Source organism: Bacteroides sp. D22, assembly GCF_000163675.1.
In the GTDB taxonomy this organism is placed as follows: Bacteria; Bacteroidota; Bacteroidia; order Bacteroidales; family Bacteroidaceae; genus Bacteroides; species Bacteroides xylanisolvens.
The window spans coordinates 12,177-27,757 of sequence record NZ_GG774801.1 but is presented as its reverse complement, the minus strand read 5'-3'; the positions used below and the strand labels follow the sequence as shown (position 1 = coordinate 27,757).

Genomic DNA, 15,581 nt, shown 5'->3' with positions numbered 1-15,581 from the left:
TGTATTTTTTTCTGTTATTATTCTGTTACTTTCGGAGCTTCTGTAGCCTTTGCAGCAGGAGTTTCCACTTTTGTAGCCGGTTTCGGAGCAGCCGGAGCTTCTTCTTTCGGTTTCCGCGGCGGGAAATTCAACTCGATAATGCTATTCTGCGGACAAACTTCCACACATTTCCGGCAAGATTTACACTTGTTCGGATCGATGTAAGCCAAATTGTTTTCCAGCGTAATAGCCTCGAACGGACAAGTCTTCACACACTTGCCACAGCCGATACAGCTCACTGTACAAGCCTTACGTGCCACAGCTCCCTTGTCTTTATTCACACAAGAGATATACACGCGGCGTGACTTCTTTCCTTGCGGACGGATTTCGATGATCGCTTTCGGGCAAGCCTTCACACAGGCGCCACAAGCGGTACATTTCGCTTCATCCACTTCCGGAAGCCCCGTTTCAGGATTCATGTGGATGGCATCGAACTGACAAGCAGCCACACAGTCGCCACACCCCAGACATCCGTAACTACATCCCGTTTCCCCACCATACAGCGAAGCGGCAATAGCACAACTCTTCGCACCATCATATTGGTTGGTACGCGGACGATTGGCACACGTTCCGTTACATCTTACCACTGCTACCATCGGTTCAGCTTCACCGGCTGCAAGTCCGAGGATATCAGCAATTTGTGCCATGACAGGTTGTCCACCTACGGGGCAGAATTTACCATCCAGCGAACCGGCTTTGACGCAAGCGTCGGCAAATCCGCTACAACCGGGATAGCCACATCCACCACAATTAGCCTGGGGAAGCACTTCTCCCACCTGAGCAATCCGCGGGTCTTCATACACGGCAAATTTCTTGGAAGCCACATAAAGAATAGCGGCCAGCACGAGCGCTATAGCTCCCAATGAAATCACTGCAATCAGAATCAAATTCATAATGTTTTTAGTTATTTATTGGTTTTATAGTAAATGAAAATTGTTGTTTGAGTCGCGTTTTATTGAGCCACAAAACGAAATAATAAGGTATAAGGACAGCCAGAGAAAGAAGTGCTGCATACAACTCATTCTCTATCCACGCCATCAAAAGAAACAATGAAAAAATAAGAAGTACGAAAGGAAGTACGAAAGCCAATACCACTGCCATCATGCCCATCGACGTTTCGCCGACCACCATCACCTTCTCTCCCACCTGATAGGAAGAAGCCGCGGTATCTATAATATCTATGATTTTGTCCTTACTATCCGCCGAGGAACAATGCCCCTTTGCGCTACAAGCCGCGCAAGCCGATGTCTGGACAATCCTCACCGACAGATGAGAACCTTGGATGTTTTCCACAATACCTAGATGCTTTATAGTATTATTCGTCATTTTGCAAACTCCGCATTACAAATCGCGGCAAATTTAATCATTATTTATGAACTACGAAGCATTCCCCCAACTTTTTCTACATAATAAATTGTTATTTTTTGCATTTTCGTTATCGCACACGGAAAAGATATAGCTACCATTTGATATTTCCCAAGAATGACAAATAGACATCCTAAACAAAAAAATCCCAGCCGTTTTTATTTATTCAGCCGGGATTTTCTATCAATTATTTCACGGATTACTCCACTATCCTCTTCTTGTAGTAGCGCAGATACATTCTCACCAACGTATTCAAAATCAGTTCAATCTCCTCTTCGTTGTAGGCATTCAAACAGAGATTCATTACTTTTATATAATCGTTCAATGGGAGATTTAGCCCTTTTTTATGCCATTCAAAACATCATGTCCCATACCCAGGGTCTCGCATACATACTCATTTTTCAATTTCGCACGTTTAGCAACTCATTAATATAAGCTCCCAAATCACTGCAACAAACCGTTTTCTTTTTCATCTTTGTTTTTTGTTGTTAAATACACACTTTAATAATTAAATATTTTAACTTTTATCCTCACATATCAGGGTAGAGTCTATTTTGTTATTACTACCTTCATGCCGTGTTTTTGAAACACACTCATATTTTTTGCAAAAATAAACATTTTAACTTATAACAAAAAGAAAATGATGTCAAACAACTACAGAATGTCCTATTTTATGCCACCTATCGCTCCCATCAAAGACAAACAAGGCCGACTGATGACTCCTCCCACGCTTATCCCCTTCTGCGAAGTCTCCATCGAACAAGTTTTCCAAATGATTACTTGCAATGAGAATCTCAAAACCCTGACCGCACAAGTACGGAATGCCACAGATATACGAGCCGCCAAAGCATCATTGCTTCCGTATGTGACCCCTTGCGGCACATTCACCCGCCGTAGCTGTAAGGATTTCGTCTCCCCGTCTCACCTGGTGATAGTAGATGTGGACGGTCTCCACTCTTATCAGGAAGCAGTGGAAATGCGACGTATGCTCTATGACGATCCTCTCCTACAACCTGTACTCACCTTTATCAGCCCCAGCGGACTGGGTGTAAAGGCATTTGTTCCTTGCCATTATTCCTCCACGACAAATGATACAAAAAATATCACAGAAAACATGAGTTGGGCGATGCGGTACGTAGAGACGGCATACAATACGGTAACAGCGGTTTCTTCCGAAACGAAATCCAAAGTAGATTTCTCCGGCAAAGACCTCGTGAGATCCTGTTTCCTTAGTTACGACCCGGAAGCATTGTTCAGAACCACCAACAAATAAATCATAAATCAAAAATCATAAATCAAAATGACCGATATTGAATCTTTACGCCGTCTCACCGAAGCAGTCGAAACGGCAGGAGCGGACATTGCTCCCACTTATCTTGAATACGTACAATTGTCATTCGCCATCGCAACGGATTGCGGTGAAGCAGGACGTGAGTTTTTTCACCGCCTGTGCCGGGTATCTCCCAAGTATCAGCGCGAACATGCCGAACGGGTATTCTCCAACGCACTCCACACCCAACGTGGAGAAGTGCACCTGGGCACCGCTTTCCACCTTGCCGAAGCGACGGGAGTAAGCATCTGCATAGAAGAAATGCCCAAACATCCCACAGGTACAAAAGGTACAGCAGGTACAGCACGCAAATTTCCCCCACACACGGGCGCGTATAATAAGGTAGGGAATGACAATATCTCCGAAGAAAGAGAAGGGGAAGAAGAACTATTGCCGGGCAGTGAACCGCAACATCAATTGCCCACTTTTCCGAAAAACAACTGGCCGGAATTCTTGCAACGTATCATAAAAGCCGGGAGCAGCCCAATACAACACGACATCATGTTATTGGGAGCGCTCACTGCCCTGGGTGCTTGTATGTCGCGCCACGTGCGATGCCTATATGGCGGCAAATACCATCACCCCAGCCTCCAATGTTTCGTAGTGGCTCCTTCGGCTTCCGGCAAAGGTATCCTTTCCTACATCCGCTTACTCGTGGAACCTATCCACGACGAGATCCGCAAAGAAGTGGCCATACAGATGAAAGCATACAAAAAAGAGAAAGCCGAGTACGATGCTATGGGGAAAGAACGAACCAAAAAGGAGGCTCCACAAATGCCCCCTAACAGGATGTTCCTCATTTCGGGCAACAACACCGGTACGGGTATCCTACAAAACATCATGGACTCCGACGGAACCGGACTTATCTGCGAAGCGGAAGCGGACACCCTTTCCACCGCCATCGGATCGGACCATGGTCATTGGAGCGATACCCTGCGCAAAGCGTTCGACCACGACCGCTTGTCCTACAACCGCCGCACCGACCAGGAATACCGGGAAGTGAAGAAAAGCTATCTTTCCGTCCTGATTTCGGGTACGCCGTCGCAGGTGCAAACTTTCATTCCGACGGCAGAAGACGGATCATACTCCCGCCAATTATATTATTACATGTGCGGAATCAGTAAATGGATCAGCCAATTTATGGACAACGAGATAGATTGGGAGGAGATATTCACCGCTATGGGACTGGAATGGAAAGAAAAGTTGAGCGTGATAAAAGCGCACGGCATTCATACCCTGCAACTCACGGATGAACAAAAAGAAGAAATCGACACCGTCTTTTCCGACTTGTTTGAACGCTCCAGTGTAGCTAATGGAAGGGAAATGTATAGTTTTGTGGCACGTCTGGCCGTCAATCTATGCAGAATCATGTCGGAAGTAGCCGTATTGCGTGCCCTCGAAAGCCCGCAGCCCTACGACTTCAAGACCTCTCCCACCTCTCCTTTCACACCGGACAAGGAGATTCCTGCGGACAACCGCAAAGATGACATCATCACTCGTTGGGATGTATCCATTTCACAGGAAGACTTTCATGCTGTGCTTAGTCTTGCGGAACCTCTCTACTGTCATGCCACGCATATTCTATCGTTCCTCCCCAATACAGAAATCAGCCACCGTCCTAATGCCGATCGTGATTATCTCTTCCAGAAACTGGGTGATGAATTTACTCGTACACAGTTACTGGAAGAAGCAGTTGCCATGGGAATTAAGGAAAACACAGCCCTCACTTGGCTGAAGCGTCTCACCAAACACGGAAAATTAATCAGTATGGACGGTAAAGGGTTGTATGCGCGTGCGTGTGTGTATGAGTGAACCGGAAAAAGTGTACCTACTGTACCTGTTTTACTTACGGATGCAGTAGTCATTTCAATTACCACATCCGTTTTGACTGAAACAATCGTTTGTCCTGCATAAAGCATCGCTTTAGGAGGTGTAAAGCTAAGCTTTAGACATCGTAAAGCGGTGCTTTATACACCATAAAGCGACGCTTTATTTAAGGCTCTCCTAAAGCATCCACAATGACTCTCACCTCCAACGGTGTGAATGAGCGTCGCTTTGATTCGTAGCCTAAGTCTTACAGACGTTGTAGAAGTCCGGGACACAAAGAGATCCATTTCTTCATTTTTCGATAGGCAGCGATGTCAGTTAGTTGCGGAGAATAGAGTTGCGCCAGTTCCATGCGCCCGTAAGCACGTATTTTAAATTCACTCATGATGGATATATTTCTGATTTACTGTTACAAAAATAACAAAAAACGACTATATAACCAACGTTTTTCCATTGAATAACCGACTATAATGACAAATAACCGACCGCTACCAGACACAACCGTGCACAGCTGATTTCCGGGAGATCCGGAGTAGTATTTTTGTATCGTCGAAAGGGAAAAGAATCCCCGGACAATATGTTTAACCCTTTAATTTATTGTTTTATGATTCGTTACAAAATTTATCAGAACCAGCAGAAGAAAGGCTTGAATGCGGGTAAGTGGTTCGCCCGTGCAGTAAGCGATGAAACGTTTGATTTGGCCAAGCTTGCCGAACATATGTCGAAGCACAATTCACCGTATTCCGGTGGGGTCATCAAAGGTGTGCTTTCGGATATGGTAGATTGCATCAAGGAATTGTTGCTGGACGGCAAGTGTGTGAAAATTGATGATCTTGCCATTTTCGGTGTGGGTATTCGTAGTAAGGCAGCCGATACGCTGGAAGAGTTCTCGTTGGAAAAGAACATTAGCGGTATGCGTCTGAAAGCTCGTGCTACCGGTAATCTGTCGACTAATAATCTGAAACTCGACAGTCAGTTGAAGCAGCAGGCGGAATATCAGAAACCGACAACCGCCGGAGGAGGTTCTGATTCGGGTGACAACCCTGATCCGAAACCGGACGGAGGTGGCGAAGCACCTGACCCGGCTGCTTAAAAGGTTCACCACTGATTACACAGATTTCCACAGATTATATTGAATTGGTAGTTACTAAAGTAGTCGATTATTTATCTGTGTGAGTCTGTGTAGATCTGTGGTAAATCTATAGTAAATCTGTGACAAAGAAAACTATTATTAATTTATTCAAAACCTCTTATTATGAGTAATTCATCATCTCCCCGCTCCGTATGGAGCTTAGTTCTCAAAATCATTATCACTGTAGCCACCGCCATCGGAGGTGTGTTCGGAATACAAAGTTGCATGTAACCCCCATGCGGACTATTACATTAATTATCATTCATTGCAGTGCCACGCCGGAAGGAAAGTCCCTTTCGGCGGAGGCTTGCCGACAGGATCATATCTTGCACCGTGGTTTCCGCGATATGGGCTATCATTTTTACATTACTCGCGATGGGGAGATTCACCGGGGACGTGCGTTAGAAAAGGTCGGGGCACACTGCCGTAATCATAATGCCCATTCGATAGGTGTTTGTTATGAGGGAGGATTGGATGCGAACGGGAAACCGAAAGATACGCGTACATTGGAGCAAGAAGGAGCCCTGCTTGCCTTGTTGAGGGAGTTGAAAAGGCAGTTTCCGAAAGCGTTGATTGTGGGACACCGGGACTTGAATCCAATGAAAGGATGTCCGTGCTTTGATGCGGTGAAAGAGTATGCAGAAATAGCATCCTTTTAGATTTCCACCACTGTCTTATTGTATAAAAAAAATATCAACGATCTTCACAGACAGTTGGTATTTTTGGAAATCATATTAGTGTTAACACTAATATGAAGAGCGAGATTAGGACAATATCACTATATTGCTCCTAATCTACTAAATGTAGGGATTTATGTTTGTCACATGAATCTAGGGACCTACATTTTTTCATTCCATTGTAAATGTTCAATTATAACATAACGTATTAAAAAGCACTTTCAGTACTTCCTATTCATTTCATCTGTTTTTCATCGTTTAACGAGCATAAGCTCCATCTTTAGCCTCAAAGATGACAGATGGTTCAATCACTTCCACAGTATGCCATGCCCCCTTTGGTATCTGACAACCATATTTGGTTTCTGTAGGATTGAGATGGATACGCTGTACTTCTCGATACTCCACCTTACGAACTACATCTTGCACATTCATCTCCTTCTGAAAATCATCCGTATCATTCTCATATGAAACTACTTCCTCATAAATTACTTCGTCCAAACTGCCACACAGGCAGATTACTGTTTCGGTAGTATCTTCATGCCGATGAATAGGCACTTTAGTTTCTGGCAGCAATGCGTTTAGCATACGTTGACTGGTATCGGCAGATGAAGTGCGTAGGTCAAAGTTCTGACGCAAACGAGGATTTTCTGTGGCCTGTTCAAATAGCTTGTCTAGAAATTCTTTATTAAATTCCATAATCGTTATTGTTTTAATGATATGAGATATTCTTCATGTAACTGATAGTATTTTTTCATGAACAATATGTAAACAATAGCCAATACAGCTGATACACTCACCAAATATAACCAATGAGCAAACACCGTATCGGGACAAAGATAGATAAATCCAAGAGAAATCACTAACTGCATAACCGTATACAGCAATGAAACTTTTACATGCCCCACTTTCAACTCATTAGCCATAATCTGATAAGCATGCTTACGATGTGCCTCGCCCAAGTTCTCGTGCAACATAATACGATGTACAATAGTCAGACAGCCATCCACACCATATACTAACAAGAATATCAGCCAAGTAATATCCGTTGTCCTGATCATCACATTACCTAACAGAAACAGTATAATAAAAGCAATACCAATAGAGCCGACATCCCCTGCAAAGCATTTCGCTTTACCCTTCGGACGGAAATTGAAAATACAAAACACCAATGAAGCAAGAATCGTTGATATGATCAAACTCTGTTCTACAAAAACACCATTTATATTCACCAGTGCCAACGGTATCAATACAGCCAAAGAGTAGCCTGCTGTGATACCATTGATTCCATCCATGAAGTTTATCACATTCGTGGCACCGACATAGACGATTAGTGCCAGTAATATTATCCACCACATTGACCAATGCAATATGCCGAGCTGATAGAATGCCATTGCGGCAGCTGCAAACTGAGCGACCAATCTTACAGAGTCCGGTAATGAATGGATGTCATCTACAAAGCTAATGCCTGCTACAAGCGTCAGGCCTACCAGAAACCAGGGATATTGAAATCCAAAGAAGACACTCCAAATCCATACACCAATCAAGAAGATGATTCCGCCACCACGTAATACTATCGTAGAGTGTGATGAACGTTCGTTGGGTTTGTCAATGATGTTAAAATGGTCAGCTACCTTGAAATAGCATAACTCTAATGCCAATAGAATCACAAAAATAATTCCGTAAGTCAAGTATGCATTCATAATCATTCTACTGCTTAAAACTTCTAATAGTGTCCATCAATCCATCCTTCGCTCTTACCGGCATCCGCGTAATGCCAAGAGCAGCCTTAATCTTGGCATTACTCACTACATAGTTTTCTGTGAGCTTCTGCATTCGAAGAGGATTGAGTGGAAGATGAAACCAACCACCCACTTTTGCAACTCCGTTCATCAGACCTTTCGGAATGCACCATATATGAGCTTTCTTACCAAGAGCCTCACAAATAACTTGAATGAGTTCATTAGTTGAAAGAGCTTCATCGTCTCCCATATGATAAATACCTGAAGGTACATTCTTAGTTAAAAATCCGTCAATTACTACACAAAGATTTCCAATACTAGTAAACGACCGATGATTCTCAAAAGCACCAAGAGGCCATGGAATCCCCTTGCTCACTACTCCATAAAGAAGATTGAGGTTACCCTTGTTTCCAGGTCCGTGAATCATACAAGGGCGTATAATGTATACATTCTTCCCTTTTACAAGAGAGTCGCCATCATCAAAATTGTGATAAGGACGTTTAAGTGCTTCAGGGGCAAAATGCCCGATTATATAATCCTCCGCTTTAATTTTACTCTCTCCATAAGGGCCTACGGGAGTGGGAACGCATTCTTCTGTAAGGCATTTGCCTTCTACTTTGTCTGAAGCACTCTTTACTGTAGAGAAAAATATAAATTTCTTTGCTGACCCATTGGTAAGAAACCAATCAAAAATACGTTGAGTAAGACCTGTATTTACTTTGAAATACACATCCGCCACACTCTTATTGCGAGTGTCATGGGCCTTACCCGCAAGATGAATAACAACATTAATCTGCGGGAAGTCAATACTGCCTAGATCGTCCCATGAGAAAGTCTTTATTACACCTTCCTTCTCAGGAGCTACAATATCCAAACCATATATTGTATTCTCAGGCGCGAGAGCCTTCACTAAATTAGAGCCGACGAAACCGTGGACTCCGGTAATGAGGATGTTCATATAATAACTTATTGTAAGTACTCAAAAGGACATTACCCTTTGTTTGAACATTTGAAAGATGCCCAATTTGAGTTTTGTTAATTAATACATTTAAATTTGACATTAGCTTGTAGCTAAACTGATTCTGCCAGATGTGATGTAGTCCTCTTTTCTCAATATGCTTCTCCATAGTTCTCGTTAAGAAACCATGTCAATTGCATCAAAAAATTTAGAACGGTCTTCAATAGCGGAAATTCTATTCAGATTTATGACTTGAAACTTTAGATAAATCGAATGGATAAAAAAGGATCGCCTTTAAGATTGATATTAGTGGAGGAGTCGCTAAGTAGTAGATAAAATCGTTACGATTGCATTTACCAGATACTCAGCTACTATCTCACGAATAGCTTCAAAATCCGTTATGTCAAAATACTAGTCTCTACACCTTCTTGTTGTAATATCAGTAAAGATATACTTATCTATACCCTCTTTATTAATGATACGCATCTTATTTTTTAGTTGACCATTAGAACCTGTTACTAAAATATTCATTATTCAAACTCCGGATAAAAATTCATATCAATAGAAAACGGGGAGTCAAAATTCTTTAGGAAAGTGTGTCTCGTATCTTTTTCGCTAAGAATAATACTCTCAGAAGGAATCATCCAATTAATCCCAAGGCCCTCATCTTTGATAGAAATTCCACCATCCGCCTGAGGATTATAGAAATTATCGCACTTATACTGAAATACTGCGATCTCAGAAAGTACTGCAAAGCCATGTGCAAAACCTCTTGGTACAAAAAACTGATGATGGTTCTCTTCGCTGAGTTCTACTGCCACATGCTGACCATAAGTCGAACTACCCTTGCGAATATCTACTGCTACATCAAGCACCCTTCCCTTCACGCAACGTACAAGCTTGCTCTGGGTATAAGGAGGAAACTGAAAGTGGAAACCTCTCATAACTCCATAAGAACTCATGCTCTCGTTATCCTGTACAAAACTAATTTTGCGAACTTTCTTCTCGAACTCTCTCAGTGAAAAACTCTCTAAGAAATAACCTCTTGTATCCTTGAACACTTTAGGCTCAATGACGACAACTCCATCTATTTTTGTTTTGATTACTTCCATGCTCATCTACCTTTATACATATTATCGTAATACGACTGATAATCTCCAGAAGTCACATTATCCAGCCACTCCTGATTATCAAGATACCAGCGTACTGTCTTCTCTATACCTTCCTCAAACTGTAGACTTGGTTCCCAACCAAGTTCTTTCTGAAGTTTTGTAGAGTCAATCGCGTAACGAGCGTCGTGACCAAGGCGATCAGTTACATAAGTGATAAGATCCATGTCTTCCCCCTCTACACGACCGAGAAGGCGATCTACGGTATTAATTATAACTTTGATAATATCGATATTCTTCCACTCGTTGAAACCACCAATATTGTAGGTTTCAGCGATAGTGCCCTTATGAAAGATAAGGTCGATAGCGTGTGCGTGATCCTCTACAAATAGCCAATCGCGTACATTTTCTCCATTTCCATAAACAGGAAGTGGTTTACGATAACGGATATTGTTGATGAAGAGAGGAATAAGCTTCTCTGGGAACTGATAAGGGCCATAATTGTTTGAACAGTTAGTCACAATAGTTGGTATGCCATAAGTATCGTGGAATGCACGGACAAAATGATCGCTTGATGCCTTGGAGGCAGAATAAGGACTATGAGGATTGTACCTTGTAGTCTCATAGAAGAAGTCATCTCCATAAGCAAGATGGTGAGTTTCAGAACTAGCCTTGGTTATGAATGGAGGCTCGATGCCATCAGGATGATTCATAGTGAGTGCTCCATATACCTCATCGGTAGAGATGTGATAGAAACGTTTACCCTCGTATTTATCAGGAAGCGACTCCCAATAGAGCTTAACTGCCTGAAGAAGAGAGAGAGTACCCATCACGTTAGTCTTAGCAAAAGTAAAAGGATCTTTGATAGAACGATCTACATGAGACTCTGCTGCAAGATGGATAATGCTATCAACCTGTTCATCCTGCATCAATTTGTAGAATGCATCGAAGTCACAGATATCCATCTTCACGAACTTATAGTTTGGTCTATCCTCAATATCCTTGAGGTTAGCCAAGTTACCAGCGTAAGTGAGTGTATCAAGGTTGATAATTTTGTACTCTGGGTATTTGTTTACAAAAAGACGAACTACATGGCTACCAATAAAACCTGCACCACCAGTGATTACTATATTCTTCATTATTGTATTCTTTTAATCGAGATTCGGTTTTCCTGCTTCTTTCAATTCGTCAATTACTTTGAGTAGATACTGACCATACTGATTCTTAATCATTAGCTGAGCGAATTCACGCATGCGCTCATCAGTAATCCATCCTTGACGATATGCGATCCCTTCAAGGCATGCAATCTTGAGACCCTGTCTCTTCTCGAGTACCTCTACATAGGTTGATGCCTCTGAGAGTGAATCATGTGTACCTGTATCAAGCCAAGCAAATCCACGACCAAGAGTCTGAACCTTGAGTTCACCATCAGCAAGGAATTTCTGATTTACTGTAGTGATCTCATACTCACCTCTTGCTGAAGGCTGGATTGTAGAAGCCACCTTCACCACCTTATTAGGATAAAAGTAAAGCCCGACGACTGCATAGTTGCTTTTAGGACGAGATGGTTTCTCTTCAATACTCAAACAATTACCTTTTACATCAAACTCTGCTACACCATATCGTTCTGGATCGTTTGCCCAATAACCAAACACTGTCGCCTTACTCTCCTTTTCTGCTGTATGAACAGCCTCTTTGAGCATACCGATAAAACCCGCTCCATGAAATATATTGTCACCTAAAATGAGGCAAACACTATCGTCACCTATAAAGTCTGCACCAATGGTGAATGCTTGCGCAAGTCCATTTGGCGAATGCTGTTCAGCATACTCGAAATGAACACCATAATCTGAACCATCTCCCAGAAGTCTTTTGAAACCAGGAAGATCATGAGGTGTAGAGATGATAAGAATATCTCTGATACCCGCAAGCATAAGCACACTGATTGGATAATACACCATAGGTTTATCATAAATAGGCATAAGCTGCTTACTAATGTTCTTGGTGATAGGATATAAACGAGTACCGCTACCACCGGCCAGAACAATACCTTTCATATATTATGCTTTTTGTTTCTTCTGAATAGATTCTTCTTCCAATATCCGAAGAGTGAACACAAAAATATCTTTGTGTACTTCTTATTACTCCGTGCAGCTCGGGTACCCACATACTGAGCAGCAACAAGAGGGTAATAAACTGTATCAAGCCCCTTTAGTTTCAATTCATGACACAAATCCATATCTTCTGCATACATGAAATAGGTCTTATAGTCAAAGCCACCTACCATATCGAAATACGCTTTCTTGGTAAGCATAAATGCTCCGATTACCCAATCCACAACTATTGGATCTGTCTTCTTCAGTTCATGCTTTATATGCATAAAGCGTTCTAGATGTCGCCAAAAGAAATTCCATGGAGTGATAGTCTTTCTGTAGCTATCCTGTACAGTTCCATTCTCATCTACAAGTTCTGGAGCAATCAGACCTACATTCTTATGTTCTTCCATGTATGCTATCATACTGCTGAAATCAGATTGCAGTAGTACATCTGAATTCAGGAATACAACATACTCTCCTGCAGCCTCCTTGGCACCCATGGACATACCATATCCGAAACCACCGTTTTTTTTATTAAAAGTCCACTTGACATTTGATACCGCCTCCTTAGCTTTGTTCTGCTCCTCTGCATTATATAACGAATTGCTGGATACCACAATTTCGCACTCTTTATCGTGCTTGCGGATGGCATCCACTGCCAAACTGATTTCATTGATAGAGTGATACTCTAACAGTACAACCGATATTGTCATATCTAACTCTCTACTAAGATTTATAGTGAATCAAAAAACTCTGTAAGTAATTTCTTAGCACTTCCCTTTGGTAGTTGTTTAGGAATGAAAGTTCTGGATTTCTCTACCATCATAGGTAGTTGCTTCTCATCATAGCACCCAATCAAACATCCCATTTTTTCAAGATGCCTAACAACCTCTTCCTGAGGGTGATTACACTCTTGACCTACACGTCTTGGAATACTGATAACTTTCTTACCCAAATCAACACTCTCAGCAATAGTACCCCAACCACCTTGTAATATTACTAGACTTGCCTTTTTTATGGTTTCGAGTAATTCTTCATGTTCCATAAACTTGACAGTTCTTGCATACTTAAACTGATATTGGGTGTGTCCGGTCTGAACTAGTACCTCTTCTTCTGAAATTTTTGCGAACTCATCTACAGCCTCTGCCATACGATCAAAGGACATATGAGCTGGCGCATTTCCAAACCCTGAAAATATCATAATATACCAACAAATTTAGCGTTAGGATAAAACTTTCTGAGTGACTCCCATTGAATTAGAAATAAGTCACAATACTTATATATGGCACGACCGGTCTTGGATGGCTGTACTACCATGGCAGCCGACTCTACGAACACCAATTTAGAGCGAAAAAGATATTTACCAAGTAACATCATAGGGAGTGCTATTCCACTACCCGTGGACACAATTACTTTGGGACGCTCTAATATTAAATACCAAAGTGCTTGAAACGTATTAATTCCAAACTTAATTTTACTGACATTAGGATCCAATATGAAATGATGTGGTTTTCCCTCTAAAGTTACTTGAGAAGCCTTTGTTTTATGGGTTAACCATACGATATTTCCTTTTATTCCTTCCATAGCTCCCATCATCTCATGCAGATGTCCACCATGAGAAGATATGCAACAAATTTTCAAATCCTTCTTCATAACCTATCAATAATCTGTTTCACGCTATTGGCTATAGTTCCATTGTTGTCAACTACCGTAACATAGTGTTTCTTGCAGAGGTCTTCGTAAATCCCCAATCTGAACTCGAAGTTCGGATCCACTCGATTCTCCAGTCGGCAATCTATCAAAGCTTCCGTATTTCTCACGACCACAAACATTCGGGCTCCTTCAGGTAATATCTTCATAAATCGTTTTGCCCATCTCGAGTCAAGAAAGTCTTTGCGATGGGTCTTTGTGGCCAAATCCACCAAAATATCAGTTATCCATCGGTCGCAAATTACGGTGTCCTTTCCCTTTGCCATTTTATTATACTTCAATCGACTCATCCAAGAATCCAAATAGGTAGTAAGAATATAGAGCGAACAGAATACCTGATTCTTATACAATCTGTGTTGCCACACATCTCCCATCTCGTTATGAACCTTTACGCTCAATCCCAATACGCGAGCGATAGCATGCATTCCTTTGGTCAGATAGTGGTTGAATCTGAGCCAAATATATCCCACTTTTTTGCCTTCGGCCTCCAAAGCCATCTGTGTTTCATTTATGATCGTACTCTTTCCAGAGCCATCAATACCACTAATTATAATACACTTAGCCATTTCTTTGATGTTTCATTCCAAGATGGATGGTTAGACATTATTTCTTTAGCATTGTTCGAAAGACGATTTCTCTCTTCCGTATTTTTGCAAATTTCGACAATAGCTTCTGCCAAAGAAGAAACCGTCCTATGTTTGGCTATCTTCAAGCCTTTCCTCAGATAATCCGTTGTACCTCCATTTTCAAAAGTGAGTATCGGTATGCCCCACTGCATAACCTCGAAGTATGTCAGCGGAATCTCTGACGGTACGACCAAGAATGGTAGCATTGCAACCCACGCTTTCTTGAAAAAGTAGAACAATTGGTTGGGGGATACCCTGTCGTAACTAATTATAAACCTGTCTTTGTTCTTTATTTCAGATACAGCCTTATCAAAAGCTGTAAAATCGCTACTTACATCCCTACGCATCAGCATCACCATCTTCGTATCTGGTAACCTATCTGCTGCCTTATCGAAAGCTTTCATTGCGAGAATGGAACCTCGTGTCAGAGCAGGAGCACCACTGAACAAAACGAACTTCTGTTTCTTCAATCCCAGTTTCTCATAATAGCTTTCGTCAAATGCATCTAAGTTTGAGTTAGAAATATTTCCGGGTAAAGCTGTAACGACCTTGTCCCAACCGCTTCGAGCAGCATCTTCTGAAGTTAAAGGAGTTTGACAAACGATTGACTCAAATCCTGCATCAAGAAGTTTCTTTGCAATGAGATTATGCGGAGTGACGGTATCCAATAGATATGGTAAAGCACGCTTTACTTCTCCCATCTGAATAAGTTTCATGGATCCACTCAATGGACATAAGCCACCAGGAATGTAAGCTATCTTTCTTGCTGGTATTGTAGTAAGCCCACTCATATTTTTCAGACCTTGACGGTATGTAATGGGATAGTAAACCACATCCCATCCTCCATCAATAACAAACTGCCGGAAAGCAACTATTCCATAATCGATGGAATAGATTTTCACCCCTTCATACTCACGCACCTCTTCTGGCACTTGAGCCGAACAAATAGCGATCTCTATCTCCATAGAAGCAA

General features: G+C 41.9%; 18 protein-coding genes and 1 pseudogene. 5 read left to right on the top strand and 14 right to left on the bottom strand.

Going from position 1 to position 15,581, the window contains the following annotated elements; all coding sequences use genetic code 11:
* Window positions 1-17: 17 nt before the first annotated feature.
* Window positions 18-932, bottom strand: a complete 915-nt coding sequence (locus tag HMPREF0106_RS17015; RefSeq protein ID WP_008022714.1) for a Fe-S cluster domain-containing protein — start codon at window positions 930-932, stop codon at window positions 18-20.
* A gap of 7 nt (window positions 933-939) precedes the next feature.
* Window positions 940-1,365 (bottom strand): SoxR reducing system RseC family protein, encoded by a 426-nt coding sequence (locus HMPREF0106_RS17020; protein WP_004317952.1) that lies wholly within the window; start codon window positions 1,363-1,365, stop codon window positions 940-942.
* A 682-nt stretch (window positions 1,366-2,047) separates the two neighbouring features.
* Between HMPREF0106_RS17020 and HMPREF0106_RS17025 the strand changes: the two genes are divergently transcribed.
* Both HMPREF0106_RS17025 and HMPREF0106_RS17030 read left to right on the top strand, forming a co-directional pair.
* Window positions 2,048-2,677: a BT4734/BF3469 family protein gene (locus tag HMPREF0106_RS17025; RefSeq protein WP_009039485.1), complete on the top strand. Its 630-nt coding sequence runs from the start codon at window positions 2,048-2,050 to the stop codon at window positions 2,675-2,677.
* Window positions 2,678-2,704: 27 nt separating this feature from the next.
* On the top strand, window positions 2,705-4,546 hold the full coding sequence (locus HMPREF0106_RS17030) for a DUF3987 domain-containing protein (protein WP_009039484.1): 1,842 nt from the start codon (window positions 2,705-2,707) through the stop codon (window positions 4,544-4,546).
* Between the two features lie 181 nt (window positions 4,547-4,727).
* Here the strand turns inward: HMPREF0106_RS17030 and HMPREF0106_RS25775 are convergent.
* Window positions 4,728-4,946: pseudogene (locus HMPREF0106_RS25775) on the bottom strand (DUF4248 domain-containing protein).
* Between the two features lie 219 nt (window positions 4,947-5,165).
* Here HMPREF0106_RS25775 and HMPREF0106_RS17035 point away from each other — a divergent pair.
* The 3 genes from HMPREF0106_RS17035 (at window position 5,166) to HMPREF0106_RS17040 (ending at window position 6,352) form a co-directional block, all read left to right on the top strand.
* Complete coding sequence (locus HMPREF0106_RS17035) at window positions 5,166-5,654, top strand: DNA-binding protein (RefSeq protein ID WP_004303576.1); 489 nt, start codon at window positions 5,166-5,168, stop codon at window positions 5,652-5,654.
* A 162-nt stretch (window positions 5,655-5,816) separates the two neighbouring features.
* On the top strand, window positions 5,817-5,924 hold the full coding sequence (locus HMPREF0106_RS27020; protein WP_151920958.1) for a smalltalk protein: 108 nt from the start codon (window positions 5,817-5,819) through the stop codon (window positions 5,922-5,924).
* 5 nt (window positions 5,925-5,929) lie between these two features.
* A complete protein-coding gene (locus HMPREF0106_RS17040; RefSeq protein ID WP_004309229.1) occupies window positions 5,930-6,352 on the top strand; it encodes an N-acetylmuramoyl-L-alanine amidase in 423 nt (140 codons plus the stop codon).
* 276 nt (window positions 6,353-6,628) lie between these two features.
* Here the strand turns inward: HMPREF0106_RS17040 and HMPREF0106_RS17045 are convergent, their stop codons facing one another.
* The 11 genes from HMPREF0106_RS17045 to HMPREF0106_RS17095 form a co-directional block, all read right to left on the bottom strand.
* Window positions 6,629-7,066 (bottom strand): WbuC family cupin fold metalloprotein, encoded by a 438-nt coding sequence (locus tag HMPREF0106_RS17045; protein ID WP_009039483.1) that lies wholly within the window; start codon window positions 7,064-7,066, stop codon window positions 6,629-6,631.
* 5 nt (window positions 7,067-7,071) lie between these two features.
* A complete protein-coding gene (locus tag HMPREF0106_RS17050) occupies window positions 7,072-8,070 on the bottom strand; it encodes an MraY family glycosyltransferase (protein WP_032851204.1) in 999 nt (332 codons plus the stop codon).
* Window positions 8,071-8,077: 7 nt separating this feature from the next.
* Entirely contained in the window at window positions 8,078-9,067 is a 990-nt protein-coding gene (locus HMPREF0106_RS17055) for an NAD-dependent epimerase/dehydratase family protein (RefSeq protein WP_009039481.1), read from the bottom strand.
* Between the two features lie 530 nt (window positions 9,068-9,597).
* Entirely contained in the window at window positions 9,598-10,179 is a 582-nt protein-coding gene (gene rfbC, locus HMPREF0106_RS17060) for a dTDP-4-dehydrorhamnose 3,5-epimerase (RefSeq protein WP_009039480.1), read from the bottom strand.
* A gap of 2 nt (window positions 10,180-10,181) precedes the next feature.
* The gene (locus HMPREF0106_RS17065; RefSeq protein WP_009039479.1) at window positions 10,182-11,315 is read right to left on the bottom strand and encodes a dTDP-glucose 4,6-dehydratase; all 1,134 of its coding nucleotides are present in this window, start codon (window positions 11,313-11,315) and stop codon (window positions 10,182-10,184) included.
* 12 nt (window positions 11,316-11,327) lie between these two features.
* Window positions 11,328-12,233: a glucose-1-phosphate thymidylyltransferase RfbA gene (gene rfbA / locus HMPREF0106_RS17070; protein WP_009039478.1), complete on the bottom strand. Its 906-nt coding sequence runs from the start codon at window positions 12,231-12,233 to the stop codon at window positions 11,328-11,330.
* Window positions 12,230-12,985 carry a glycosyltransferase gene (locus HMPREF0106_RS17075; RefSeq protein ID WP_009039477.1) on the bottom strand — a complete coding sequence of 252 codons (756 nt, stop codon included), beginning with the start codon at window positions 12,983-12,985 and terminating at the stop codon, window positions 12,230-12,232. Before HMPREF0106_RS17075 ends, rfbA begins: the two co-directional genes overlap by 4 nt.
* A gap of 20 nt (window positions 12,986-13,005) precedes the next feature.
* The gene (locus tag HMPREF0106_RS17080) at window positions 13,006-13,473 is read right to left on the bottom strand and encodes a glycosyltransferase (RefSeq protein ID WP_009039476.1); all 468 of its coding nucleotides are present in this window, start codon (window positions 13,471-13,473) and stop codon (window positions 13,006-13,008) included.
* Window positions 13,470-13,925, bottom strand: a complete 456-nt coding sequence (pssD, locus tag HMPREF0106_RS17085) for a PssD/Cps14F family polysaccharide biosynthesis glycosyltransferase (RefSeq protein WP_009039475.1) — start codon at window positions 13,923-13,925, stop codon at window positions 13,470-13,472. Before pssD ends, HMPREF0106_RS17080 begins: the two co-directional genes overlap by 4 nt.
* The gene (locus HMPREF0106_RS17090; protein WP_009039474.1) at window positions 13,922-14,548 is read right to left on the bottom strand and encodes a hypothetical protein; all 627 of its coding nucleotides are present in this window, start codon (window positions 14,546-14,548) and stop codon (window positions 13,922-13,924) included. The genes pssD and HMPREF0106_RS17090 overlap by 4 nt, the downstream gene beginning before the upstream one ends.
* Window positions 14,530-15,573: a glycosyltransferase gene (locus HMPREF0106_RS17095; protein ID WP_157133803.1), complete on the bottom strand. Its 1,044-nt coding sequence runs from the start codon at window positions 15,571-15,573 to the stop codon at window positions 14,530-14,532. Before HMPREF0106_RS17095 ends, HMPREF0106_RS17090 begins: the two co-directional genes overlap by 19 nt.
* Between the last annotated feature and the right edge of the window lie 8 nt (window positions 15,574-15,581).